This window comes from Tardiphaga sp. 709, assembly GCF_032401055.1.
In the GTDB taxonomy this organism is placed as follows: Bacteria; Pseudomonadota; Alphaproteobacteria; order Rhizobiales; family Xanthobacteraceae; genus Tardiphaga.
In genome coordinates, this window is record NZ_CP135529.1 from 2538043 (window position 1) to 2560320 (window position 22278).

The following is a 22278-nucleotide window of genomic DNA, read 5'->3' on the forward strand; positions in this document are numbered from 1 at the left end:
TCAGTTCACTGTGGGAGTGCAAAGACCGTCAGCGCGCCGCCGAGTGCGGTATAGTTGGTCAGGGCTGCGTAACCACCGACGGCACCGAGACCGGCAGTCGGATCCGTCAGACCCGCTGCGAGACCAATGCCGGCCCAGCCGCCGACGCCCGACAGGACGGCGATATATTGCCGGCCATTGTTTTCGTAGGTGGTGACGTTGCCGATGATGCCGGACGGAGTCTTGAACTTGTAGAGTTCCTTACCCGTCTTGGCATCGACCGCCTTCAGGTAGCCTTCCAGCGTCCCGTAGAACACCACGCCACCGGCAGTGGCGAGCGCTCCCGACCAGACCGAGAACTGTTCCTTGTTGGACCAGACGATCTTGCCGGTCTTGTTGTCCCAGGCAATGAAGTTACCCATATGGGTTTCGCCCGGAGGCGGGTACATCGACAGCGTCGCACCCACATAAGGCTGGCCGGCGGTGTAGTTCACCTTGAACGGCTCATAGTCCATGCAGACATGGTTGGTCGGCACATAGAACAGCTGGGTATCCGGCGAATAGGCTCCGGGTTGCTGATCCTTGGTGCCGAGTGCCGCCGGGCATACGCCCTTGGTGTTGACGTCTTCACCTTGCTTCTCGGTCGAGTACTGATCGACCACTTTCGGGCGGCCATAGGTCGGAGACGACTTGTTCATGTCGACACCGGTGGTCCAGTTCACCTTCGGATCGTATTTTTCGGCAACCAGCAATTCGCCGGTGACACGGTCCATGGTGTAAGCGAGGCCGTTACGATCGAAATGTGTCAGCAGCTTGCGGTTTTGGCCGTTCATCTGCTGATCACTGAGGATCATTTCGTTGACGCCGTCATAGTCCCATTCGTCATGCGGCGTCATCTGATAGACCCACTTGGCCATGCCTGTGTCGGCATCGCGCGCGAAGATGGTCATTGACCACTTGTTGTCGCCCGGCCGCTGCTTCGGATTCCAGGTCGAGGGATTGCCCGAGCCGTAATAAACGAGATTCAGCTCCGGATCGTAGGAGGTCCAGCCCCAGGTGCAGCCGCCGCCGATCTTCCACTGATCGCCTTGCCACGTCTTGATGCTGGAATCCTTGCCGACGGGCTTGCCGAGCGCGGTGGTCTTCTCCGGATCCACCATGATCTGGTCGTCCGGTCCTTCCGAGAAGGCGCGCCAAGCGAGCTTGCCAGTCTTCAGGTCATAGGCAGTCATGTGGCACTGGACGCCGAATTCGCCGCCCGAGATGCCGATCAGGACCTTATCCTTGACCACGAGCGGGGACGACGTGCCCGTTGCACCCTTGCCAGGGTCGCCGTTCTTGACGGTCCAAACTTCCTTGCCGGTCTTGGCGTCGAGTGCGACCAGCGTGGTATCGGCTTGGTGCAGGAAGATCTTGCCGTCCGCATAGGCAACGCCGCGATTGACGGTGTCGCAGCACATCACCGGAATGACGTTCGGATCCTGCTTCGGTTCATACTTCCAGACGATCTTGTTGTCCTGCGACAGGTCCATTGCGTAGACCTTGTTCGGGAACGGCGTATGCACATACATCATGTTGCCGATGATCAGCGGACCGCCTTCGTGGCCGCGCAGAACACCGGTAGAGAAGGTCCAAGCCACCTGCAGCTTGCCGACATTAGCCGCCGTGATCTGGTTCAGCTTCGAATAGCGCGTATTGGCGTAGTCGCCCGCTGGCATTACCCAGTCTTTCGGGTTCTGCGCCATCTTTGTCAGTTCATCATTGGCGATGGCAACACTCGCGGCAGAGGCCGCCATTGTGCCAAGACAGGTCGCAAGCAGCACCTTTCGCATCGTGATGTCCTCCCAGACATAATGCCGGGTCTCGTCAAGCGGCCCAGCTTCATTTTGGTATCTATGAGTAGCAAGATCCGCTGCTGCATACTTGCCCAAGAGCGAAGCAGGCTTGCTCGACAGAGAACCCGTGCAAGATAATTTTCTCGTACATTGACGAAAAACCTGAAAGGTATCTGGAAAGTCCGCGCCTTTCGCACTGCACACGGATCGCCGCACTGCGACCTAAGGGTGATGTTTCACTTGACGGGGCTGGTATCGAGTCAGAGGATCGACAAGGAGAAGTGAGTTACTCTGACCACGATTCACGAGCTGCGGGCTGCGCCTTTACATATTGTTTTGCACATTCTTCCATATGTGCTGCGTTCGATATGTGCTTCGTTCTGTAAGTATAGTTCCGTCGCGCGACCTATTGTTACGTGATGGTCTTTGATCGGTGAATTGTTCATGTCCGATACGCTTAGTTCTCTCAGCACATCCGGATTGACGCCGACAAGGCAGATCCAGGTTTGGTCAGATGCCCTGACCGATCTGTGCGGGCGATTTGACATCGATCCGCTGGAAGCATCCACATTCGATGCGCTGATCAGCTGCACATCGGTTTCGCGGCTGAAATTGTGTCATATCGAGGCGAGTCAGCATCGAATCGGCCATGCGGCCCCGCGAATTAGGCAAAGCGATCATCCATACGTGAAGATCGTGTTCCAAACTTATGGCGTCTCGCATTTCGAACAGGATAGTCGCCGGATCGATATCGGGCCCGGCGATTGCCTCGTCTATGACGTGTCGTGTCCGCACACCATCGTCAGCCCGGCCTTTACACGCCATGACGTCGTGATCGTGCCCAAGGAATTGCTGCATGAGCGCGGCCTCGGTGCGGGAAATCTGGCCGCCTGCAAACTGTCGGCGCGCGCCGGCACCGGGCGCATCGCGCACGAATTTGTACAGGCCGCCTTTCACGAAGCGACCAGACTGTCGCCAAACAGTGCCATCGGTGTTGCCGATTCACTGATTGATCTGTTGCTGTTGCCGCTGCGGGAAGTCGACATGACGCTTGATCGTGTCGGGCCGGAAGCCATGTATGTCCGTGCGCAGGGTTTCATTCGGGAACATTTGCGTGACCCCGAGCTCAGCATCGATCAGATTTCGTCTGCATTGCATTGCACCAAACGTTATCTGCATATGCTGTTCAGCGACCGCGGGATAACTGTCAGCGACTATATCTGGCAGGCGCGGCTGCAGAATTGCCGGCAGGAACTGGAAGCGCAGAACGGAAAGACGATCACGGACGTCGCGTTTTCCTGGGGCTTCTCAAGTTCTTCGCACTTCAGTCGCGTGTTCCGGAAGTATTTTGGCGTGGCTCCGTCCGCGATTCACAGAGCGCATCACGGCCATCAGCGGCCTGCCCTCACCGCGGAAGTGTAGTTACACTTCGGTTGCCTGCACATTTTGCGCCGCAACCTGAGGAGTTAAGTTGAAAGACGTCGCCTCACTGCTTATCGTGCGGCGGCGCAATCATCGCGCAAACTCTGAGGAGACCAAGATGAGCTGGAAGACTCCGAAGATCGTGGAAGTGCAGGTCGGCATGGAAATCAACATGTACGCCTGCGCGGCCCGTAAGTGACAGATTGATCGTCTTGATCGATCTCTCCCGGCTCGCAGACTACGGTTTGTGAGCCGGGCAGAGGCCGCTGAACGCGCGTTGCGGCTGTCAGACGTCCTTCGTGTCGAAGATCAGAAGATCTACGCCGCCATCCGCAAAATTCGCGAGATCGCCTGCTGCGGCCTGCCCTTCCGGCGAGGCGAGGCCCAGTTTGAGCGCTGCAACCGTTTCAAAATCCAGCGCGGCGACCAGATGAATATCGCTGTCACCCGTCGGCGTTGTGACGCCCCCTGTGCTGACACCATAGTGTCTCAGCCCCGGAATCTTCTTTGCCAGCGGGATATGTACAGATTGATAGTATTTGTCGAAGGCTGCGGGCTTCTTCGGTGTTTTGTAGAGGACCAGGAGTCTCGCCATAGACATATCCTTCCCTGACTATTGGCACTAACGGCGCGCCGCATGTGTATAGCAACCGATCCTGGTGCGATGTTCAAGTCAATCGCAGAGACGTCTTCGCGGCTGGGCCAATTTCGACTAGGCTCGCGCGGCACGTTATCTTTATATACGTCTCTCTTCGATGACAGGATTGGATGCAGGTGCAGCGCGGCGTCAGGACAGTCTACGCGGCGATTCTTGCATTCAGCACGCTGGCCGTGCCACGCGTGCAGGCCGGTAACATCGATACCGAGCATATTTTCGGCTTCATGATCGGCAGTGACGTCGGCCGGGTGGGCGAGCGAGAATTCCAGAGCGAGACGACCGGGCGATTCGGCAAATCCGGCGGTCGCTATCGCGCGGGCGAGCAGGAATTCGAACTGGAGTTCGTTCCCGCCAAGGACATTCGCATCGAGATCGGCAGCAGCTTCTCAGCCCATCGGATCACTGGCGTTCCCGGATTCGCCGATCAGCGCACGCTCGCCTGGCAGGGGGTATCGCTGGATTTCCGCTACAGATTTCTCGATCGCGAAACGGCCCCCGTCGGCATGACGCTCGCGATCGACGCGCAGTTCAACGGGATCGACGAAACGAGCGCAGCGCGGGTCAGGAGCTACGGCACGGGGCTCACGCTGGCCTTCGATCGCGAGATCGTCCCTGACGTCGCCGTTGCGGCGCTCAATCTGATCTATCAGCCGGAATGGACGCGCTATGTCGATACCGGAACGCGGGAACGCGAGGCGAGCATCGGAGCGGCGCTCGGCGTCATGATGCAGGTGCGTCCCGGCATCCTTCTCGGAGGCGAGGCGCGCTATATGCGCCGATATGAAGGGATCGGCCTTGGCGAACTGGCTGGTCAGGCGCTGTTCGTCGGGCCAACCGCCTATTTCCAGCTTTCTGACCGATCACGGCTGACTGCAAGCTGGAGCACCCAATTATGGGGCCGTTCGGAGGTGCCAGGATCGACGCTGGATCTGGTCAATTTCGAACGTCACCAGGCCCGTCTCGTTTATGGGATCAATTTTTAGCCTGGAAATCGCCGAAACTTCGCGCTGACGGGCGCGTATTTCAGATGCTATCGTCCGGTGAACGATCAGGGATGCCGACATGAATATGATCAATCTGGTCCTGACAGTCTGCGCGGTGATGTCGCCAAACACCTGCGAAGAGCGAAACCTGTCGTTTACGGCGGACTTCTCGCTGCATCAATGTGCCATGGCAGCGCCGCCCTACATCGCCCAGTGGATCGGCGAACATCCGAAATGGACCGCGGTGAAGTGGCGCTGCGAATATCCGCATAGCCATGACAAGGCCGATACTGCGCAGGGAACAAAGGCCGGCTGACCAAACGACCCGGCGCTATTTGTTGCAATCCTGTAGATCCCTGTCTGCAATCGAGAAGACGGCATCGGCCTTGATCTCGATATTCCTGACCACGCATTGGCGCGCCTCGGAATAGCTGACCTTGGCATCGTAACTGCCGGGCTCTATCCCCGTGATGCGCAGCCGCTCGTCGTGATCGACTTCCTTATCCTTGTCCGCCAGTGTCAGGTTGGCGCTCCATTGCTGCTTTCCGGCCGGGGATAGCTGGAACCCGGTAATGGTCGACGTCGTCAGATTCCAGAGCCGGATGCCCTTGCCGGCTTTGCCTTGAGCATGAGCGTTGCCTGCGATGAGCAGCAGTATGACAGCCATCGATAGAGATGCGCGCGACATGTCCCCTCCATATCTGTTCGGCTTATTGAGCCGTTTCGTTTTCTTAGTATAGTTTGCCAGTCGTCTTCGCCAGCTTTGCTGGGGCTTTCGTGGGACCCGATCGAATGACAGGATATCTCGCCCCGTTTGCGATCATTGCCCTTTTGTCGGGGTCAGCACAGGCAGCGGAGATCAATGACTATCCGACCTCCGCGCGTGCCGAATATGTCTTCGGCTGCATGAAGGCAAATGGCGAGACCCGGCAGTCGATCGAGCAATGTTCGTGCTCCATCGATGTGGTGGCGTCGATTGTGCCCTATACCCGCTATATCACGGCGGAAACGGCGCTGAGCATGTCGCAGGTGCGCGGCAATCTGAGCGCCCAGTTTCGGACCTCGGAGCAGGCCAACAGCGCCATCAATGACGTCAGGCGCGCCCAAGCCGAGGCTGAAGTGCGCTGCTTCTAGCGCGATCGCCTGCATGATGCGCTGCGTTACATGCCGGAGCCATTGACCTTCCACTCATGCTTGAACTGATGCCCGTCAGTGTCCTTGGCTTCGGCACGGAACGTCTTTGCGCCATTTGAGACATAAGTGAATCGAATATTCGGGTCTTCGGAGATCGAGATGCCGCCCTCCACCGACAGGACCGGGCTGTTGTCCTGCCAAAGCTGGAGCCGGTCGACATAGAGGGCCGGAATATAGAGTTGCGTGACCTGATCCATCTGCAGGCCGGAATTATTGGGGTGGCCGATCATGACCTGCGCCTCGCGCGTACCGCTTTTTTCCTCGTTTTGCGCTCCAGCAAACTCCCTGTAGCGCATCTGGCCCAACCGGCCCTTGGCCTCTTCGGCATTCTTCGCCGCAGGCGCAGAGCAGCCACCGGATGCCTTCACATAGGTTTGCACCACATGGAGCTTGCCGTCACTGGTCTCCGCGACGGCATGGACGTTGGTGTAGTTGTTGATTCGGACACGCGTTGAAATCTCCGAGACATTTGCGTCGGCCCCGAGCTTGAATTTCGCGGCCATGGGCGCCGGGTTCTGGTCGATCACCAGCGTGATCGTCACCACCCGCGAGCGTGCGTCCGACGTCGGCTTAAGGCGCAACGTCACCGGCACGATGGCGGCATCCTCCGCGCGCGTCGGCATCTCGAGTGCAATCAGGTTGCTGCCGTCTTCCATCGGTCGGCTGTCGAAAATGTCCTGCACCAGCCCCGGCCATGGATCGTAAGGCTCCGGACCAGCCGCGGACACAGAATGCGGACTGAGTAAGGCGCTCAGCAGGATGGCGGCACAGACGCTGCGGATTGCAAATTCCGGCATGGAGTGGCCCTCGCAAGGGAAGAAGCGACGCACTTGATACTAACCCAACCGGCGGTCATTCCCATTCAAATTGTGAGTATGCTGCAGTTGCGTTGCGGACGTTATAGTCGTCAAAAAGCTCCCATTTGCCGCGTTCGGCTTCTGCCGCGTGTTTCGTAGCTGCCGCGATCGGTTTGCCGTCGATGACGTCCTTGCGGATACCGGACGCGAGTGTTTCGAGATACCGGCGTTCGGCGGCGAGGGCTTGCGGCCAATCGCTCACTGGACCATGGCCGGGAACGACGCGTTCGGCCGGCAGCGCCGCGAGATCGTCCAGCAGCTTGAGCCACGCCTGGATGCTGCCATCGAGCACCGGGATATGGCGGAGAAAGACCAGATCTCCAGCGAACAACGTCTTCGTCGCCGAGTCGAATACCGTGACGTCGCTATCGCTATGGGCGGTGGGCCAGGCTTTCACGACAAGTGTGCGCCCGCCAAGATCGAGGACGAGCTCACCATCGACGAGCCGGGTTGGCGGTACGATACGGACGTCATCGATCAGCGCGTCGCCCATGCTGCGCCTGAATGCGTCGAGATAATACTGTCCGCGTACAGCCAGTGCCTGCGGCAGCCTGATATGGCCGACGAACTCGGTTCCGTCAGCGACGAAAGCGGCGTTACCGAACATATGGTCGGGATGGCCATGGGTATTGATGACGTAGCGAATGGGCTTGTCTGTATGTGCGCGAATGGCGGCCAGTAGTTGCCGCCCCTCCCGCACGCTGCCGCCGGTGTCGATCACCGCAACAGCCTGCTCGCCGATCACGACGCCGATATTGGCGATGGCGCCGTCATTGTCCGACGACATCAAGGCAATGCGTCCCTGATGCATGAAGACACCCGGTGCGATTTCACTGATCGCCAAGGTCTGCTGTTGCGCGCGAGCGGATGCGAGCATTGCCAGCATGATGAGCGCTGCATGCATCGCAAAGCGAGATGTCATTTGCATCTCCATATCACCCCGGGGAAGCAGCGACTCTGCAATTGCCCGGAAAGTGCGGCGCAACATCGGAAGCGCCCCATTGCATCTTGCACGCTTAAAACGAGAGGCCTAGGTTTTTGTCGTGTCACCCATCAAATGTGAACGGCAGGTAGCGCATGCAGCACCGAGCGGAACGATCCGGAACACGTCGCGCGCTACTCACATCGCTGTTCGCGAGTGCGCTGTTGCTTGAGGGCATATGCACCGCGCTTGCCCAGACTGCTGCGACCGACGATCTCTCGATCGAACTGGTCGATCCGCAGGTCCTGCGTGTTTGCGCCGATCCGCGCAACATGCCGTTCTCGAATGAGAAGGGCGAGGGTCTGGAGAACAAGCTCGCCGAGCTGTTCGCAGCCAAACTGCAGAAGAAGCTCGATTACGTCTATTTCCCGCAGGCGACGGGCTTCGTTCGCATGACTCTCGGCGCGCATCGTTGCGATGTCATCATGGGCTTCCCGCAGGGCGACGACCTCGTCCAGGGCACCAATCCCTATTACCGGACGGCCTATGCGCTGGTCTCGAAGACCGGCGCCGGTCTCGATGACGTCACGACGCTGGATGACGCCAGGTTGAAGAGCAAGCATATCGGCATCGTGGCGGGGACGCCGCCGGCCACCAATATGGCGGTCAACGGCCTGATGGTGAATGCGAAGCCCTATCCGTTGGTGATCGATACCCGCATTGATTCATCAGCACTGGCCATGATCAAGGATCTCACATCTGGCGATATCGACGCAGCGATCCTGTGGGGGCCTATGGCGGGCTTCTACGCCAAGAACGCCAATCCTCCGCTTCATGTCACGCCGCTGGTCAAGGAAACCACCGGGCCGCGCCTCGTCTATCGCATCGGCATGGGCGTGCGCTCCGCAGATCAGAACTGGAAGCGGCAGCTCAACCGGCTGATTCAGGAAAACCAACCGGCCATCAACAAGGTCCTGCTCGATTTCGGCGTTCCCATTCTCGATGAGAACAATCGTCCGATCGGGCCGGAGGCGGCAGCCAAGTCGCCGTGACCATGCGTTACGCCATCCTTCTCGCGATGGCACTGGTGATGGTCACGACGGCCCGGGCACAGGATATCGTCCCCGAGCCCGACGACTATCGCACCGACAATTATCGCACGCCGGTGCCGGCGACGCTGAAAGGCGGACGCGTCATCACGACGAAAGACGCCGAGGCGATCTGGCGCGGCAAACGAGGCGCTTTCATTGATGTCATGCCGCGTCCGCCGAAACCGGCCAATTTGCCGCCGGAAACGGTCTGGCGCGACAAGCCGCGGCACAACATTCCGGGCAGCCTGTGGCTGCCCGACACCGGCTACGGCAGGCTGGCCACCGAGACCGAGGCCTATCTGCGGGATGGTCTCGCGCGCGCATCGGCCGGCAACCGTGCTGCGCTTCTGGTGATCTACTGTCAGGCCGATTGCTGGATGTCGTGGAATGCCGCAAAGCGCGCGGTGTCCTATGGCTACAGCAATGTCGTCTGGTATCCGGAAGGCACCGACGGTTGGGAGCTGGAGGATCTACCGCTGGCGGATGCGCAGCCTGAACCGCGGCCGCCGGCAAACTAGGGCGCGCTTGGAACCATCTTCCGCGCCATAGTAAAAGACTCCCCTTGGCTGGGATTAAGACATCATGCATTGGGCGCTCAGGCTTTTCGGTTTCGTCGTCGGTGTTTTGGCCTTGGCGATACTCGGGCTCGGCGGTTGGATCGTCATCGCCCATCAGGACGAATTACGGCTCGCCTCCGCTGCTGCGGCGAAGACCATCTGCTCGAACGTATTCATGGCCAAGCGCGAAGCGGATGCGATCTTGCGTACCGACCTGCTGGCCCTCGGACATCCGATCTTCCGCCTCATGAAAATCGACGTCAGCGCCGCCGACCACAGCGTCGACGCCAGTCTTTTCGGTTTTTTCGCCAAACGTCACGCCCAATATGTCGAGGGACGGGGCTGCACCAACGTCCTGAACGACCAATCTTGGGACCGCCCTGCCGCACTGCGACTCTCGTCTACGAAAGACGCCGACAAGCTTTGGCCGACCGGCGAGAAGGCGCAATTATCCGACAACACACGTTTGCAGGCGGCGGTGAACAATCCGGTTTTTCAAGGTCCCGGCATGCGCGCCATCGTTGTCGTTCACGACGGGCGCATCGTCGCCGAAACCTATGGCCAGGGTTTCACCGCTTCAACACCCTTGCTGGGTTGGTCGATGACCAAGAGCGTCACGGCGGCTCTGGTCGGCCTGGCCATCAAGGACGGCAAGCTTTCGCTCGATCAGAAGAAGTTGTTTCCGCAATGGGCGGGGGACGCCCGCTCGGACATCTCGGTCGCCGATCTGATGGCCATGTCTGGCGGACTGGAATGGAACGAAGATCAGGGGCGACACACCGACCCGGGGCGCATGGAGTATCTCGTGCGGGATGCGGCGGCTTTCGCGAGGGATCGAAGGCTCGTCGCCTCACCGGGAACCAAATTCCACTATTCGTCCGGCGAGTCCGTCCTGCTGACGCGACTGTGGCAGAACGCGATTGGCGAGGGGGCTCTGTCTTATCCGCGCGAGCGGCTGTTCAACCCTTTGGGCATGAATAGCGCCGTTATCGAAGCCGACGAGGCCGGCACGTTTCTCGGCGAAGGCTTCCTCTACGCCAACGCACACGATTGGGCGCGCTTCGGCGAGTTTTTGCGATTGCGCGGGGAATGGAACGGCCAACAGCTTTTGCCGGCGGGCTTTGTCGACTATATGCGCTCACCTGCGCCAGCGTCCGATGAGGGCCAAGGCCCCGTCTATGGTCGTGGACAGCTTTGGTTGGCCCGGGGCCAAGGATTCGATCTCCCTGCCGACACGTTTATGTTGCAAGGCCACCTCCGTCAGGTGATCGCGGTCATTCCCTCGCGCAAATTGGTGATCTTGCGCATGGGATTAACGCGTGAAGATATTGGCTTCAGCAACGCGAAGCTGCTGCGCGCCATCGTCGCCGCAGGCTTTTGAAGCTTGCTGGACATATGGGTACACGCCCTGGCGCGCGATACTATTCCATCTCCTGCTGGATGGTGCGGCTGAGCGCGAACAGGCGCTGGTCGATCAGCGTCGGCACCTCGCAGACGAAGGTGACGACGCGGCGGCGGTCGTCGAAGATGCGGGCTTCCCATAGCAGCTTGTTGTTGAGTTCGTCGATCTTCGCCTGATCGGGTGGCGACGCGTTCTGCAGTGTCTGCAGCATGGCCGTGTCGGCGCGGACGCGATCCGCCGCTTCGCGCTGTTTGCGCGTGACGCGTTCGAGACCGGCCAACACCGTCGCGCGCTGCGCGTTCAAACTGTCGAACAACCCGGCGAAGATCAGTTTGCCTGACCTGGCCTTGTCCGGCGATCGCGAGAGAAAATCCGTGATCGCCTTCTGCGCTTCCTCAACGGGCACGCGCCGTGTCGCCAGACGTTCGACAAGCGAGCTGACCTGGGCATCGTCCTTCCAGACGCTGGCGACATCGTCGATCGGCGGTCCGGCCCAGACGGCAGCCAGCGAGATTTCCGGCACCTTGGCCTGAACGCACGGCCAGTCGGGATAACGCGGATCGGCGGCCCGCGCAGTGCCCGACCAGATCAACAAGAGTGCCGTGATGATGCCGATCGGTCTGTTCATGTCTCGCCCCCGGCTGGTGCCCGGCGGGCAAGGCCGCGGCCGGGATCGTAAGCAATGATTGCACCGATCATGAAGACGGCAGTACAGCCCGCGACAACGGCAAGGGAGAGCCAGTTGACCTTGTCATAGAGCGCGAAGCGAATCAGTTCGACCGCATGCGTGAAGGGATTGAACAGGCAGAGATAATAGAGCATCGGGCTGCCCTCCTGCACGCGCCACAAAGGATAGAGCGCGGACGACGCAAAGAACATCGGGAAGATCACGAAGTTCATGACCCCCGCAAAATTCTCCAGTTGCTTGATGCGCGACGAGATCAGCATGCCCAGCGATCCCAGCATCAATCCGGACAGGATCAGTGCCGGTAGAACGGTGAGATAGCCAATGAGCGGCGGAGCGATGTCCCAGAACCACGCGATCAGGAGAAACGCATAGACCTGCAGCAGGGAGACCACCGTCCCGGCCAGCAGTTTGCAGACCAACAGGAACCAGCGCGGCAGCGGGCTGACCAGAAGCGTCCGCATATTCCCCATCTCGCGGTCATAGACCATCGACAACGAGGACTGCATGCCATTGAACAACTGGATCATCGCGATAAGGCCCGGCGCGATATAGACCTCATAGAGAATATAGGTCTCGTAAGGCGGGATGATCGAGATACCGAGCACCTGCCGAAAGCCGGCGGCGAAAATGAACAGCCATACCAGCGGACGCACCAGCGCCGAGACGAAGCGTTCGCGCTGATGCAGGAAGCGCAACGCCTCGCGCCACAGGATGCCGTTGAGGCAGGTGACATAATTGCCGAAACCCAGCTTGCGACGCTCATGCGTGACAAATGTTGTACTCACGATGACCTCCCGCCCCGGTCGGCCGCCTCGGTCATGCCCCGGAAAGCCATGTCGAAATTGGCAGCGCCGGTTTCGCCCAGGATCTGCGTCACGGGACCGCGTGCGAGCACATGACCGTGATGCAACACGACGAGATCGTCGCTGGCGGCAATCTCGTCAAACAGATGGGTTGCCCACAGCACGCCAATGCCTTGTTCCGCGACCAGCATCCGGACATGCGCAAGAATATCGGCGCGCGCCTGCACGTCGAGGCCAACGGTCGCTTCGTCCAGCAACAGCAGCCGCGGCCGGTGCAGCAGTGCCCTGGCGATCTCGAGGCGTCGCATCTGTCCGCCGGAGAGATCTCGCACCCGGCTGTTCACCCGGTCGGCAAGGCCGATGCGCGCAATCACCTCGTCGCCGCGCACGCGAGCCTCGCGCCGTGCAATGCCCTGCAGCGCCGCATGATAGAGCAGGTTCTGCATGACAGACAGATCGAGATCGAGCGTACGTGGCTGAAACACCACGCCGAGCAGCCGCAAGGCTTCGCTCGGCGTGTCGCTGATGTCGTGGCCGAAGACGCTGATCCGTCCAGTTTGAATGCCGAACAGCCGGGTGATCAGCGCAATCAGCGTACTCTTGCCCGCGCCATTGAGGCCGAGCAGAGCCGTGAAACTCGCCGGTGCGACATTGAAGGAGACATCCGACAGCGCCTGCCGACGACCATAGCAATGGCTGATGCCTGCGACCGACAGAGCGGGTGTGACCGCCGGCGCGTCAAATGGCTCGGGCGCGTCGTGCGCGATCTGGTCAGGGCGGGATGTCTCGATTGTGGTCATGGCCGTGCCATGGCGACGCCCCAGGGCAATTCGCCGACCTGAATGGTCTTGATGACTTTCTGCGCCACGACGTCGATGACCGAGACATCGTTGGAGACGCCATTGGTGACCAGCAGATATTTCTCATCGGGGGTAAACGCCATGTGCCAGACCCGCTGGCCCACCAGCAGATACTTGATCACTTTGTGGGTCGCCGCATCGACGATGGCGATCCGGTTGGCGGGGCCGAGCGCGATGAAAGCGGTTTTGGCATCCCGGGTCATGCCGATGCCGACCGGCTGAATGGCTTCGCGCCGCAGACCGGGAATATTGAACTCGATCTTGTCGGTCACGACCCGCTTGGCGGGATCGATCACGGACACGGTGCCACCGATTTCGGAGGACACCCACAGTTCCGAGCCGTCGCGCTTGAATTCGGCAAAGCGCGGGCGCGCATCGACCAGGACATTGGCCACGATCTCGCGCGTCGCGGTGTCGATGAAATGCGCCATATTGGTGGTTTCGGACGTGTTGATCAGGATCTTGCCATCAGGGCTGATCGCCATGCCTTCGGGCTCGACACCGACCTGCACGTCGCCGATGCGCACGCGCTTTTCGAGATCGAGTACGGTCACCGTGTTGTCGTTCTCATTGGCGACATAGAGAATCTTGCCGGCGGCATCCTGGGTGAAAAGCTCGGGGTCGGGACCCGATGGCAGCGAGTCGACCACCTTCTGGCTGGCGACGTCGATGATCTGGATGGTGTCGTCGTCGCCGACCGCGACAAGTACCGATTTGCCATCGCGCGTCAGTTCGATGCCGCGCGGACGCTGACCAACCTTGATGGTCGCGGTGACGGTCCAGCTATCGGTGTCGATCACCGAAACGGTGTTGCTCTTCTCGTTCGACACATAAGCGAGAAAGGCCGATGCAGGTACTGCCGTTGCAAGCCACGTCGCCGCTCCACACAACCAGACACGGCACAGCATCTTTGATCTCTTCATTATCATTGCAGCCTGCATTTGCTTTCCGGACGATCTATACCGAGCGTGTCGAGCTCAGAGACCTGATGCAGGAAGCCGTCCTGCGGCGATACCGAAACCACCATGCGCCCGTCGACCAGCAGGATGGGCTGGCGTAGCTGCAGGTTCCAGTCACGGATCGTGAGCCGCTGACCCTTGAAGCCGGCGATGGAGAAATCGGGCGACTTCAGAAACGCCAGAATGGCTTTGCCGTCGCCCGAACGCGTGCGGGACGCGGCTTCGCCGATCATGCGGGTCGCGAGCCAGGCCTGCATGTCGCGCGCTGTCATGCGGCGCGCGTTCAGCTTGGTGAAGCGGTTCTGGATCTGCACGGCACCCCATTGATCCTGTGCGGCATGCCAACTGGTCGGCACCAGACCCGCCGATCCCGCGACCGGTCGCGGATCCCAGGTGCGATATGGCAAATAGGATGCGAAGACTTCGCTCTCGTCGGCGGCGATCATGACGTCATAGGCCGGTGCCTGTTGCGTGAAGACCGGGATCTGGCGCTGGATCAATGTAACGCCGCTATCGGTGCGCCGCGCGCCGCCGGTGTCCTCGAAGACACGTTCCTGCACGATCTTTGCGCCGAACCGGGCGGCGGCACGACGATAGGCGTCGGCTTCAAGCCGATCGTCGTCATGCGAGCCGACCACGAGCAGCCAGCGTTTCCACTGCTTCCACACCAGATATTGCGCCAGTGCATCCGCCAGCATCGATCGCGTCGGCGCAATATGGATCACATTGGCACGGCAGTCCGCCTCGCGCAGCCGATCGTCGGCGGCCCCCACATTGAACAGGATGCCGCCGCGGTCACGCACCGCGTCCGCCGCCTGCAGCAATGCATCAGGCGGCAGGTCGGTAATGATGAAACTATTACGGCCAGCGAGATTGCGCGCGGCTCCGGCGACATCGTCGCCCTCCTTCACACGGACCTCTTCCAGCCCGAACTGCTGCTTCAGGAACCTGCCCGTGGTGTTGTTGTCCTCGATGGCGAGCCGCGCCCCGGCGATGCCATCGTTCTCGGACGGTAATTCGACCAGCGAAAGAGTTGCCTTGATGCCGGCCTGACCGAGATAACCGATGCTGATCATCAGCGGTTCGGCCGCCAGCGCAGACGACGTCACGGCGCATAGACTGATCGCGCCGATCAACCACCGTATCATGTTCCCTCCGGCTACTCCTTCCCGGCTTGGCGCCGGTGAAGGGTCTCGTGGCTTGAAACATGAACCAATTATCGTAGCTTGCAACCTCGGATTCTGCCGACGCGTTGCATTTTAATGATGCGAGGTCCGCGATGAGAGCCCTATCGATCACCGTGCTGTTACTGATGATGACAGCGACGGCTCACGCCGCAGCGCCTAAAGTGGCGGTGTTCAATTTCGAATGGCTGGATACGAGCCTCGAAGGCGAGGTGAAGGGACGCCGCAGCGACGAGCAGGCAAGACTGCTCCATGCTGCCGACCAGCTTCGCGAGGAGATGAAGCAGTCCGGCCGTTTCGAGCTGCTGGATATGTCATCCCTCAATGTTGCGGCGCAAGGCCGGAACCTGCAGGCATGCGGCGGCTGTGACGTACAACTCGCGCAGCAGATCGGCGCTGACCTTGTCATTACGGGGCTCGTACAGAAGGTCTCGAACCTGATCCTCAATATGAACATCACCCTGCGAAATGTTCACACCGGGCGGCTGGTCGCCACAATGAGCGCTGACCTGCGCGGCAATACCGATGAAAGCTGGTCGCGCGCGACGAGCTATCTGGTTCGCAACCGCCTGCTCGCTCCGAATTACGGTGCCCCGCAGCCGCAGTAATGCGGGCCGCAACTCACCCTTTGAGCCGCGCCGCGTGCCAGCGCAGATGATCCGCCATGAAGGTCGAGATGAAATAGTAGCTGTGATCGTAGCCGGGCTGGTGGCGTAGCGTCAGCGGAATGCCCGCCTTTGTGCAAGCGCTCTGCAGCAGTTCAGGCCGCAATTGTTCGGCCAGAAAATTGTCGGCGTCACCCTGATCGACCAGCAATTCGGGGAATCGCGCGCCGTCCTCGATCAGGGCAACCGCATCGTGCTTTCGCCACGCCGCTTTGTCGTCGCCGAGATAGCCTCCCAGCGCCTTGATTCCCCACGGCACCAGCGACGGCGCCACGATCGGAGCGAACGCGCTGGCCGCGCGGTAGCGATCGGGATGACGCAGCGCAATGGTCAGCGCGCCATGCCCGCCCATGGAATGGCCGAAAATCGACTGACGGCTGCTATCGATGGGGAATTGGTCGGCTACGAGCTGCGGCAGCTCCTCGGTCACATAACTCCACATGCGATAGTTGCGCGCATAGGGCTCCTGGGTGGCATCGACGTAAAAGCCGGCGCCAAGGCCGAAGTCATAGGCATTGTTGGCGTCACCGGGAACATCGGCACCGCGCGGGCTGGTGTCCGGCGCAATGAAGATCAGCCCCAGTTCGGCGCATGCGGCGCGAAAGTCGCCCTTTTCGGTGACATTGGCGTGGGTGCAGGTGAGGCCCGAGAGATACCAGACCACGGGCAGCCTGACGCCATCCTGATGCGGCGGCACATAGACCGAGAATGTCATGTCAGTTCCGGTCGCGCGGCTGGCGTGTTTGTAGACACCCTGTGTGCCGCCATATGATCGATTGAGCGAAACTGTCTGCATGGTCATGACTTTACAGGTTGGGTGCGGCAGCGATGCGACATCGCCGAAACAAGTGATGTCTAATCAGGGACGCCCGGTCAGGCGATGCCACGCTCGATGGCGAAGCGCACCAATTCGACCGAGCTGCGGACGCCGAGCTTTTGCCGCATGAGTGACGATGTATTGGCCACCGTCTTGTAGGAGGCGTGAACCATCCATGCAATCTCGGCGAGGCTCTTGCCGGCACCGAGCAGTCGCAGGATCTCCATCTCGCGCGAATTCAGCTTCGACAGCGGGCTTTGGGTCAGCGCAGGTCCGGCAAAAGCAAGGCTTCGCGCCATCGCCGGTGGGAGATAGACGCCGCCACGCGCAACCTCATAGACGGCCTCCAGGAGATCGTGTGGGTCGCCGGTCTTGGAGACATAGCCCTTGGCGCCACTCTCGATCGCACGGGCTGCGAAGATCGGGTCGTCATTCATGCTGAACATGATGATGCGCATCGTGTCGTCGCGCAGCAGGATGCGCCGCGCCAGTTCATATCCGGACACTGTCGGCAGATTGATATCGATGATGCAGATATCGGGGTCGCCGGTCAGGAAAACCTGCTCCCCACTGGCGGCATCGGACGCTTCCAGCAGTTCGATCTCCGGATCGTCCGCGAACACCGCGCGGCAGCCCGATGTGACGATGGGGTGATCATCGACGATCAGAACGCGCATGGGTTAACCCCGTAAACTCTGTCGGCAGGTCCAGGCCTGCTCCTCGATTGCTGCGCTGCATCAGCCGCGCGCCTTTGGAGTGAAATGATTGACAATCGAAGGTCGCCTCGATCCGATATGATCGCCGTCGAATTTCGCTGTCAAGTTCATAGTCGCGGCATGCAGGCGAGATGCGAGTGAAAGCATGGTCATGTGGCAGAATCTTTCGCTGCGCGCGCGGATCAATCTCCTGGTAGCGCTCGTACTCGCTCTTGGCCTGGTCGCCAATGTCGCGCGGCTCGCGCTGGAAGCTGGCCCGCGCGTCCAGGCTGAGGACCAGAGCGTGATCCGGCTGACGCGTGAAGTCATCGAAAGTATCGGAGCTGGCCTGAGCGAAGCGCAGGATCCGAATGCGCGGCTCGATAAAATTGTCGCCGATCTGAATCGATTGCGACATGTCAGTATCGTCAGGCAAGGCGACGGGATCATGCCGTCCCCGAAGAGTGACGGTCAGGGTCGAAGCGATGATGCAGGCTCTCCGCCATCGTGGTTCGTATCCTTGATTCACCCGGAGCGGATATCGGAGTCGGTATCGGTGATGGTTGGCGAGAAGCGGCAGACGCTGCTGATCACCTCACATCCGGATGACGAGATGCGGGAGATATGGGATGGCATCGTCACCCAGCTCGCAGTCAGCCTGATCGTTGCAATGGTGCTGTTCGTCGTCACGAGTCTGGTCGTCAGGCGGGCGCTGGCGCCGCTCGATGCATTGTCGCAGGCCATGGTCGATATCGAAGCGGGAAACTATCAGGCACGCGTCGCCCCCGCGGGCGCGCCGGAACTCGCCGCACTCTGCATCCGGCTCAATCATCTCGCTGCCACATTGGGCGATGTGCTGGAAGACCGGCGGCGTCTGGCCCAACGGGCCGTCTCGCTGCAGGATATTGAACGCAAAGATATCGCACGCGAACTGCATGATGAGTTCGGGCCATATCTCTTTGCCCTGCGCGCCCATGCAGGCGCAGTGATGCGCCTCGCCGATCACGATCCGTCGGGCACAGGCGCCTTGTCGCGGCACGGCACTGCCATTCTGGCGCAGGTCGATGTCTTGCAGCAGTTCAATCGCCGCATTCTCGAGCGATTGCGGCCGGTCGGGCTGACGGATCTCGGCTTGTCCGGTGCTATCACGGTCTTGCTGCGTCTCTGGCGCGAATCCCATCCCGAGGTCATGATCGAGAGCCGGGTATCGCCAGCGCTTGCTCCCCTTGGCGAGATCGCCGAACTGACCGCCTATCGTGTCGTGCAGGAGGCACTCACCAATGTATTCCGCCACGCGCAAGCCTCAGCCGTGAGCGTGGTCATCGAACCGGTGACGGGAGCGGCGGCGACGCCTGAGCGTGACAACGTACTGGTCCGCGTGCGCGACAATGGCCTCGGCCTCGATCCCGATCACAATGGCGGCTTTGGCCTCATTGGCATGAGAGAGCGGGTCTGGGCCCTGGGCGGGACGCTCATAGTCAGATCTGATGTGGACGGTGTGACTGTCGAGGCTATCATTCCCGTGACTGATTCACTGCCAAATGCTCCTGTGACGCGAGATCGGGAATTTGTCCCGACTTTATCGGGAAAATAACTGAACCGGATTTCGACACTTTGCAGATAGCGCAGTCCTCCTCACTCGCTAGTATCACGCTACCGGACGGTGCCATCAGAGCGCCGACGCGGAATGGGAATGGGGTGGAACAGATGCGCGTGAGAGTGCTGGTCGTTGCTTCGCTGTCGACGGGTCTTCTACCGGTTTCCGAAACGGTTTTTGCGCAAAGTCCTCCTGGAGAACCGCAAGTGCTGCCGCCGGTGGTGGTGTCCGCCCCTGCCGTCGCCAGCAAACGCGGCCCCCGGCGTCAGACGACCCAGCGGGTCACCACCGAGCGGCCCCGCACGGTCTATGTCTATCCGACCACGCCGACATCGCGTTCCGGCATCGACGTCGACAAGGTCACAGCAAGTATCAATTATGTCGATGCCCGCGCGATCGAACGCGCCAATTCCCTGAACGTCACGGATGCGCTGCAACAGCAAGTGCCCGGCATTCTGATCAACGAAGTCGCGGGCAATCCCTTCCAGCCCGACCTGCAATTTCGCGGTTTCGTGGCCTCGCCGGTGGCTGGTACGCCGCAGGGGCTCGCGGTGTATCAGAATGGCGTGCGCATCAACGAAGCCTTCGGCGACACCGTCAATTGGGACCTGATCCCGACAGCGGCAATCCGCTCGGTCAGCGTGGTCACCAACAATCCCGCCTTCGGCCTCAACGCGCTGGGCGGCGCGGTCAACATCCAGATGAAGGACGGCTTCAACTATCAGGGAGCCGAGCTCAGCACGATGGGCGGCTCGTTCGGCCGCATCCAGGGCTCGGCGCAATGGGGCAAGCAGGTCGAGGGATTCGCCGTCTATGGCGCGCTCGAAGGCCTGCATGAAAAGGGCTTCCGCAACTTCGCGACATCGGACGTCCGACGCTTTTACGGCGATGTCGGCTATCGCAGCGACAGCAGCGAATTTCACCTCAATATGGGCGTCGCCAACAACAAATTCGGCGCCTCGGCCACTGTTCCGGTCGAGCTGCTGCAGCAGAATTACGGCGCCACCTATACGACGCCGCAGACCGCGAACAACCGCGTCGGCTATCTCAATTTCACTGGAAAGGTCGAGGCGACGCCGACCTGGACGGTGGAGGCGGCAGCGCATCTTCGCTTCTTCCGCAACAAGACCCAGGATGGCAATCCGACCGGCACCCAGCCCTGCGAAGATCCGACCCTTCTGTGTTTCGGCAATGATGACACGCCGGCCAATGGCCTGAACGGCGCGCAACTCGCCAATCCCTTCGCGCCCGGCGCGGTTCTTGGCGAGAATGATCGCACCTCGACGCGCTCGACCACGGTGGGCGGCTCCCTGCAGGCGACCAATACCGATCAGCTCTTCGGTCATGACAACCGCTTCGTCGTCGGCGCCAGCTATTCGTCCAGCGTCAGCCAGTTCACGGCCAGCGCCGAACTCGGCACGATCGGCCCGGATTACATCGTCACCGGCAGCGGGATTTCCCTCGGTCAGTCCGGCGATCCGATCGCGATCGGCCCGGTGTCGCTGCGCACCACCAATCGCTATGGCGGCATTTACGCGCTCGACACGTTCGATGTGACCAATGCCTTTTCGATTACCGGCGGCGGTCGCTTCAACACCGCGCAGATCGTGCTCGAGGATCAGATCGGCACCGCGCTCAACGGTGACCACACGTTCAATCGCTTCAATCCGATCATCGGCGGCACCTACAAGATCACGCCTGAGCTGACCGCCTATGCCGGCTATTCGGAAGCCAACCGCGCGCCGACCCCGCTGGAACTCGGCTGCGCCGACCCCGCCAATCCCTGCATCGTCGGCGCCTTCCTGATCTCCGATCCGCCGCTCAAGCAGGTGGTTTCGCATACGATAGAAGCCGGTCTGCGTGGCACCAAGGAGCTGAATGCCGGCACGCTGGGCTGGAAGCTCGGCGCGTTCCGCGCCACCAACAACGACGACATTCTCGCGATCCCGAGCCCGGTGCTGCAAGGCTACGGCTATTTCCAGAATGTGGGCTCGACGCGCCGGCAGGGCATCGAAGCGGAAGTCACGCTGCGTGCGCCGACCCTGCAGCTCTATGCCAGCTATGCCTTCGTCGATGCGCGTTTCCTTGATGCGCTCGCCATCGGATCGAACAGCCCGTTCAAGGATGACAACGGCAACGTCCAGATCCTGCCCGGCAACCAGATCCCGGCGATCCCGCGTCACCGCGTCAAGGCCGGGTTCGACTATGCGGTGACTGACGCTTTCAAGGTCGGGGCTGATGCGCTGTTCGTCAGCAGCCAGTATTTCGTCGGTGACGATTCCAACCAGGCGCCGAAACTTGAAGCCTATACCGTGTTCAATGCCCATGCGTCGTATCAGATCGACAAATCCGTGCAGGTCTTCGCCCGCGTCGACAACGTCCTCGACCGGCGCTATTCGACCTACGGGACTTTCTTCGAGACCGACTCGGTGCCGAATTTTGCCAATGGCGGCGCTCAGTTCACGGACGCACGTTCGGTCAGCCCGGCGCGGCCGCGCGCCTTCTATGCCGGTGTGAAGGTCAGGTTCTGACGGACCTGGGCGATCAGGCCCGCGTCCAGTAGCGATAGCCGAGCCACCCGAGCAGGAGTGCGCTCGCAAGCCACAACACGATGATGGCGATCATGCCCGATCTGCTGGTCGGGCGTTCTGCAGCCTCGCGCGCCTTGATCCGGTACTCCGCCATCACCTCGCTTGGGACCAGCGCCACCACGAGCCAGATGCCCAGCGGCACGATGATCAGGTCGTCGAGATAGCCAAGGACCGGCACGAAGTCCGGAATGAGATCGATCGGCGACAGCGCATAGGCGGCGACAGCGATCGCGAGAACTTTCGCAAACCATGGCACCCGCGGATCGCGCGCGGCGAGATAGACGGCATGCGTGTCCGTCTTGATCTGTCGTGCCCAGCTTTTGATCCGCGTCAACATGAATGCGTCGTATCGCACAAGTCACCTTCAGGATAGTCATTGATAATGCTGGAGAAGTTGACGGATCTTGCTTCCCCCTACGGAGGCCCGGATCTTCCTGCCCCAGCCACAGCCAGCCCCGGATGCGCCCTTTGGCGTGTTGAGGGGCCGCCCGTTTCGTGGGAAGACGGCGGAAAGCTGAA

Annotated in this window: 24 protein-coding genes; 11 read left to right on the forward strand and 13 right to left on the reverse strand. The window is 60.6% G+C overall.

Going from position 1 to position 22278, the window contains the following annotated elements:
• Window positions 1–5: 5 nt before the first annotated feature.
• On the reverse strand, window positions 6–1811 hold the full coding sequence (gene xoxF5, locus RSO67_RS12555; protein ID WP_089266008.1) for a lanthanide-dependent methanol dehydrogenase XoxF5: 1806 nt from the start codon (window positions 1809–1811) through the stop codon (window positions 6–8).
• A 447-nt stretch (window positions 1812–2258) separates the two neighbouring features.
• Here xoxF5 and RSO67_RS12560 point away from each other — a divergent pair, with 447 nt between their 5' ends.
• Together RSO67_RS12560 and pqqA are read left to right on the forward strand one after the other, a co-directional pair.
• Entirely contained in the window at window positions 2259–3236 is a 978-nt protein-coding gene (locus tag RSO67_RS12560; RefSeq protein WP_315843724.1) for a helix-turn-helix domain-containing protein, read from the forward strand.
• A gap of 118 nt (window positions 3237–3354) precedes the next feature.
• Window positions 3355–3435 (forward strand): pyrroloquinoline quinone precursor peptide PqqA, encoded by an 81-nt coding sequence (pqqA, locus tag RSO67_RS12565; protein WP_081421972.1) that lies wholly within the window; start codon window positions 3355–3357, stop codon window positions 3433–3435.
• Between the two features lie 87 nt (window positions 3436–3522).
• On the opposite strand, the gene RSO67_RS12570 is transcribed toward pqqA, so the two are convergent.
• Window positions 3523–3831, reverse strand: coding sequence for an EthD family reductase (locus RSO67_RS12570; protein WP_175366351.1), 309 nt, complete (start codon window positions 3829–3831; stop codon window positions 3523–3525).
• 173 nt (window positions 3832–4004) lie between these two features.
• Between RSO67_RS12570 and RSO67_RS12575 the strand changes: the two genes are divergently transcribed.
• A complete protein-coding gene (locus RSO67_RS12575) occupies window positions 4005–4877 on the forward strand; it encodes a hypothetical protein (RefSeq protein ID WP_315843725.1) in 873 nt (290 codons plus the stop codon).
• A 79-nt stretch (window positions 4878–4956) separates the two neighbouring features.
• Window positions 4957–5193, forward strand: coding sequence for a hypothetical protein (locus tag RSO67_RS12580; RefSeq protein ID WP_315843726.1), 237 nt, complete (start codon window positions 4957–4959; stop codon window positions 5191–5193).
• A gap of 15 nt (window positions 5194–5208) precedes the next feature.
• On the opposite strand, the gene RSO67_RS12585 is transcribed toward RSO67_RS12580, so the two are convergent.
• On the reverse strand, window positions 5209–5565 hold the full coding sequence (locus tag RSO67_RS12585) for a hypothetical protein (RefSeq protein WP_315843727.1): 357 nt from the start codon (window positions 5563–5565) through the stop codon (window positions 5209–5211).
• Between the two features lie 104 nt (window positions 5566–5669).
• Between RSO67_RS12585 and RSO67_RS12590 the strand changes: the two genes are divergently transcribed.
• Window positions 5670–6011, forward strand: a complete 342-nt coding sequence (locus RSO67_RS12590; RefSeq protein ID WP_315843728.1) for a hypothetical protein — start codon at window positions 5670–5672, stop codon at window positions 6009–6011.
• A 26-nt stretch (window positions 6012–6037) separates the two neighbouring features.
• On the opposite strand, the gene RSO67_RS12595 is transcribed toward RSO67_RS12590, so the two are convergent.
• Together RSO67_RS12595 and RSO67_RS12600 are read right to left on the reverse strand one after the other, a co-directional pair.
• Complete coding sequence (locus tag RSO67_RS12595) at window positions 6038–6868, reverse strand: quinoprotein dehydrogenase-associated SoxYZ-like carrier (protein WP_315843729.1); 831 nt, start codon at window positions 6866–6868, stop codon at window positions 6038–6040.
• 55 nt (window positions 6869–6923) lie between these two features.
• On the reverse strand, window positions 6924–7850 hold the full coding sequence (locus RSO67_RS12600; protein WP_315843730.1) for a quinoprotein relay system zinc metallohydrolase 2: 927 nt from the start codon (window positions 7848–7850) through the stop codon (window positions 6924–6926).
• Window positions 7851–8005: 155 nt separating this feature from the next.
• Here RSO67_RS12600 and RSO67_RS12605 point away from each other — a divergent pair, with 155 nt between their 5' ends.
• From RSO67_RS12605 to RSO67_RS12615, 3 genes are all read left to right on the forward strand, one after another.
• Window positions 8006–8902 (forward strand): substrate-binding domain-containing protein, encoded by an 897-nt coding sequence (locus RSO67_RS12605; protein ID WP_315843731.1) that lies wholly within the window; start codon window positions 8006–8008, stop codon window positions 8900–8902.
• Between the two features lie 2 nt (window positions 8903–8904).
• On the forward strand, window positions 8905–9459 hold the full coding sequence (locus tag RSO67_RS12610; protein ID WP_315844236.1) for a PQQ-dependent catabolism-associated CXXCW motif protein: 555 nt from the start codon (window positions 8905–8907) through the stop codon (window positions 9457–9459).
• A gap of 64 nt (window positions 9460–9523) precedes the next feature.
• Complete coding sequence (locus RSO67_RS12615; protein ID WP_315843732.1) at window positions 9524–10879, forward strand: serine hydrolase; 1356 nt, start codon at window positions 9524–9526, stop codon at window positions 10877–10879.
• Window positions 10880–10919: 40 nt separating this feature from the next.
• Here RSO67_RS12615 and RSO67_RS12620 read toward each other — a convergent pair whose 3' ends face one another.
• The 5 genes from RSO67_RS12620 to RSO67_RS12640 are packed head-to-tail and all read right to left on the reverse strand — an operon-like array spanning window position 10920 to window position 15358.
• Window positions 10920–11528 (reverse strand): hypothetical protein, encoded by a 609-nt coding sequence (locus RSO67_RS12620; protein WP_315843733.1) that lies wholly within the window; start codon window positions 11526–11528, stop codon window positions 10920–10922.
• Entirely contained in the window at window positions 11525–12373 is an 849-nt protein-coding gene (locus RSO67_RS12625) for an ABC transporter permease (protein ID WP_315843734.1), read from the reverse strand. Before RSO67_RS12625 ends, RSO67_RS12620 begins: the two co-directional genes overlap by 4 nt.
• Complete coding sequence (locus RSO67_RS12630; RefSeq protein ID WP_315843735.1) at window positions 12370–13191, reverse strand: ABC transporter ATP-binding protein; 822 nt, start codon at window positions 13189–13191, stop codon at window positions 12370–12372. The genes RSO67_RS12625 and RSO67_RS12630 overlap by 4 nt, the downstream gene beginning before the upstream one ends.
• Window positions 13188–14159, reverse strand: a complete 972-nt coding sequence (locus RSO67_RS12635; protein WP_315843736.1) for a YVTN family beta-propeller repeat protein — start codon at window positions 14157–14159, stop codon at window positions 13188–13190. The genes RSO67_RS12630 and RSO67_RS12635 overlap by 4 nt, the downstream gene beginning before the upstream one ends.
• Before the next feature lie 17 nt (window positions 14160–14176).
• On the reverse strand, window positions 14177–15358 hold the full coding sequence (locus RSO67_RS12640; protein ID WP_315843737.1) for an ABC transporter substrate-binding protein: 1182 nt from the start codon (window positions 15356–15358) through the stop codon (window positions 14177–14179).
• Between the two features lie 131 nt (window positions 15359–15489).
• Here RSO67_RS12640 and RSO67_RS12645 point away from each other — a divergent pair, with 131 nt between their 5' ends.
• Window positions 15490–16002, forward strand: a complete 513-nt coding sequence (locus tag RSO67_RS12645) for a DUF3280 domain-containing protein (protein WP_410001845.1) — start codon at window positions 15490–15492, stop codon at window positions 16000–16002.
• A gap of 13 nt (window positions 16003–16015) precedes the next feature.
• Here RSO67_RS12645 and fghA read toward each other — a convergent pair whose 3' ends face one another.
• Window positions 16016–16861, reverse strand: coding sequence for an S-formylglutathione hydrolase (fghA, locus tag RSO67_RS12650; protein WP_315843738.1), 846 nt, complete (start codon window positions 16859–16861; stop codon window positions 16016–16018).
• Window positions 16862–16932: 71 nt separating this feature from the next.
• Complete coding sequence (locus tag RSO67_RS12655) at window positions 16933–17553, reverse strand: response regulator transcription factor (RefSeq protein WP_068734560.1); 621 nt, start codon at window positions 17551–17553, stop codon at window positions 16933–16935.
• 190 nt (window positions 17554–17743) lie between these two features.
• Here RSO67_RS12655 and RSO67_RS12660 point away from each other — a divergent pair, with 190 nt between their 5' ends.
• A complete protein-coding gene (locus RSO67_RS12660; protein ID WP_315843739.1) occupies window positions 17744–19165 on the forward strand; it encodes a histidine kinase in 1422 nt (473 codons plus the stop codon).
• 113 nt (window positions 19166–19278) lie between these two features.
• On the forward strand, window positions 19279–21699 hold the full coding sequence (locus RSO67_RS12665) for a TonB-dependent receptor (RefSeq protein WP_315843740.1): 2421 nt from the start codon (window positions 19279–19281) through the stop codon (window positions 21697–21699).
• A gap of 13 nt (window positions 21700–21712) precedes the next feature.
• On the opposite strand, the gene RSO67_RS12670 is transcribed toward RSO67_RS12665, so the two are convergent.
• Window positions 21713–22096, reverse strand: coding sequence for a YkvA family protein (locus RSO67_RS12670; protein ID WP_315843741.1), 384 nt, complete (start codon window positions 22094–22096; stop codon window positions 21713–21715).
• Between the last annotated feature and the right edge of the window lie 182 nt (window positions 22097–22278).

Excerpts from the sequence above, each read along its gene's own strand:
- RSO67_RS12585 (WP_315843727.1), bottom strand. The coding sequence starts at position 5,565 with ATGTCGCGCGCATCTCTATCGATGGCTGTCATACTGCTGCTCATCGCA.
- RSO67_RS12605 (WP_315843731.1), top strand. The coding sequence starts at position 8,006 with ATGCAGCACCGAGCGGAACGATCCGGAACACGTCGCGCGCTACTCACA.
- RSO67_RS12620 (WP_315843733.1), bottom strand. The coding sequence starts at position 11,528 with ATGAACAGACCGATCGGCATCATCACGGCACTCTTGTTGATCTGGTCG.
- RSO67_RS12670 (WP_315843741.1), bottom strand. The coding sequence starts at position 22,096 with ATGTTGACGCGGATCAAAAGCTGGGCACGACAGATCAAGACGGACACG.
- RSO67_RS12645 (WP_410001845.1), top strand. The coding sequence starts at position 15,490 with ATGAGAGCCCTATCGATCACCGTGCTGTTACTGATGATGACAGCGACG.
- RSO67_RS12660 (WP_315843739.1), top strand. The coding sequence starts at position 17,744 with ATGTGGCAGAATCTTTCGCTGCGCGCGCGGATCAATCTCCTGGTAGCG.
- pqqA (WP_081421972.1), top strand. The coding sequence starts at position 3,355 with ATGAGCTGGAAGACTCCGAAGATCGTGGAAGTGCAGGTCGGCATGGAA.
- RSO67_RS12615 (WP_315843732.1), top strand. The coding sequence starts at position 9,524 with ATGCATTGGGCGCTCAGGCTTTTCGGTTTCGTCGTCGGTGTTTTGGCC.
- RSO67_RS12610 (WP_315844236.1), top strand. The coding sequence starts at position 8,905 with ATGCGTTACGCCATCCTTCTCGCGATGGCACTGGTGATGGTCACGACG.
- RSO67_RS12655 (WP_068734560.1), bottom strand. The coding sequence starts at position 17,553 with ATGCGCGTTCTGATCGTCGATGATCACCCCATCGTCACATCGGGCTGC.
- fghA (WP_315843738.1), bottom strand. The coding sequence starts at position 16,861 with ATGACCATGCAGACAGTTTCGCTCAATCGATCATATGGCGGCACACAG.
- RSO67_RS12640 (WP_315843737.1), bottom strand. The coding sequence starts at position 15,358 with ATGATACGGTGGTTGATCGGCGCGATCAGTCTATGCGCCGTGACGTCG.
- RSO67_RS12560 (WP_315843724.1), top strand. The coding sequence starts at position 2,259 with ATGTCCGATACGCTTAGTTCTCTCAGCACATCCGGATTGACGCCGACA.
- RSO67_RS12635 (WP_315843736.1), bottom strand. The coding sequence starts at position 14,159 with ATGCTGTGCCGTGTCTGGTTGTGTGGAGCGGCGACGTGGCTTGCAACG.
- xoxF5 (WP_089266008.1), bottom strand. The coding sequence starts at position 1,811 with ATGCGAAAGGTGCTGCTTGCGACCTGTCTTGGCACAATGGCGGCCTCT.
- RSO67_RS12630 (WP_315843735.1), bottom strand. The coding sequence starts at position 13,191 with ATGACCACAATCGAGACATCCCGCCCTGACCAGATCGCGCACGACGCG.
- RSO67_RS12600 (WP_315843730.1), bottom strand. The coding sequence starts at position 7,850 with ATGACATCTCGCTTTGCGATGCATGCAGCGCTCATCATGCTGGCAATG.
- RSO67_RS12590 (WP_315843728.1), top strand. The coding sequence starts at position 5,670 with ATGACAGGATATCTCGCCCCGTTTGCGATCATTGCCCTTTTGTCGGGG.
- RSO67_RS12665 (WP_315843740.1), top strand. The coding sequence starts at position 19,279 with ATGCGCGTGAGAGTGCTGGTCGTTGCTTCGCTGTCGACGGGTCTTCTA.
- RSO67_RS12580 (WP_315843726.1), top strand. The coding sequence starts at position 4,957 with ATGAATATGATCAATCTGGTCCTGACAGTCTGCGCGGTGATGTCGCCA.
- RSO67_RS12570 (WP_175366351.1), bottom strand. The coding sequence starts at position 3,831 with ATGGCGAGACTCCTGGTCCTCTACAAAACACCGAAGAAGCCCGCAGCC.
- RSO67_RS12595 (WP_315843729.1), bottom strand. The coding sequence starts at position 6,868 with ATGCCGGAATTTGCAATCCGCAGCGTCTGTGCCGCCATCCTGCTGAGC.
- RSO67_RS12575 (WP_315843725.1), top strand. The coding sequence starts at position 4,005 with ATGCAGGTGCAGCGCGGCGTCAGGACAGTCTACGCGGCGATTCTTGCA.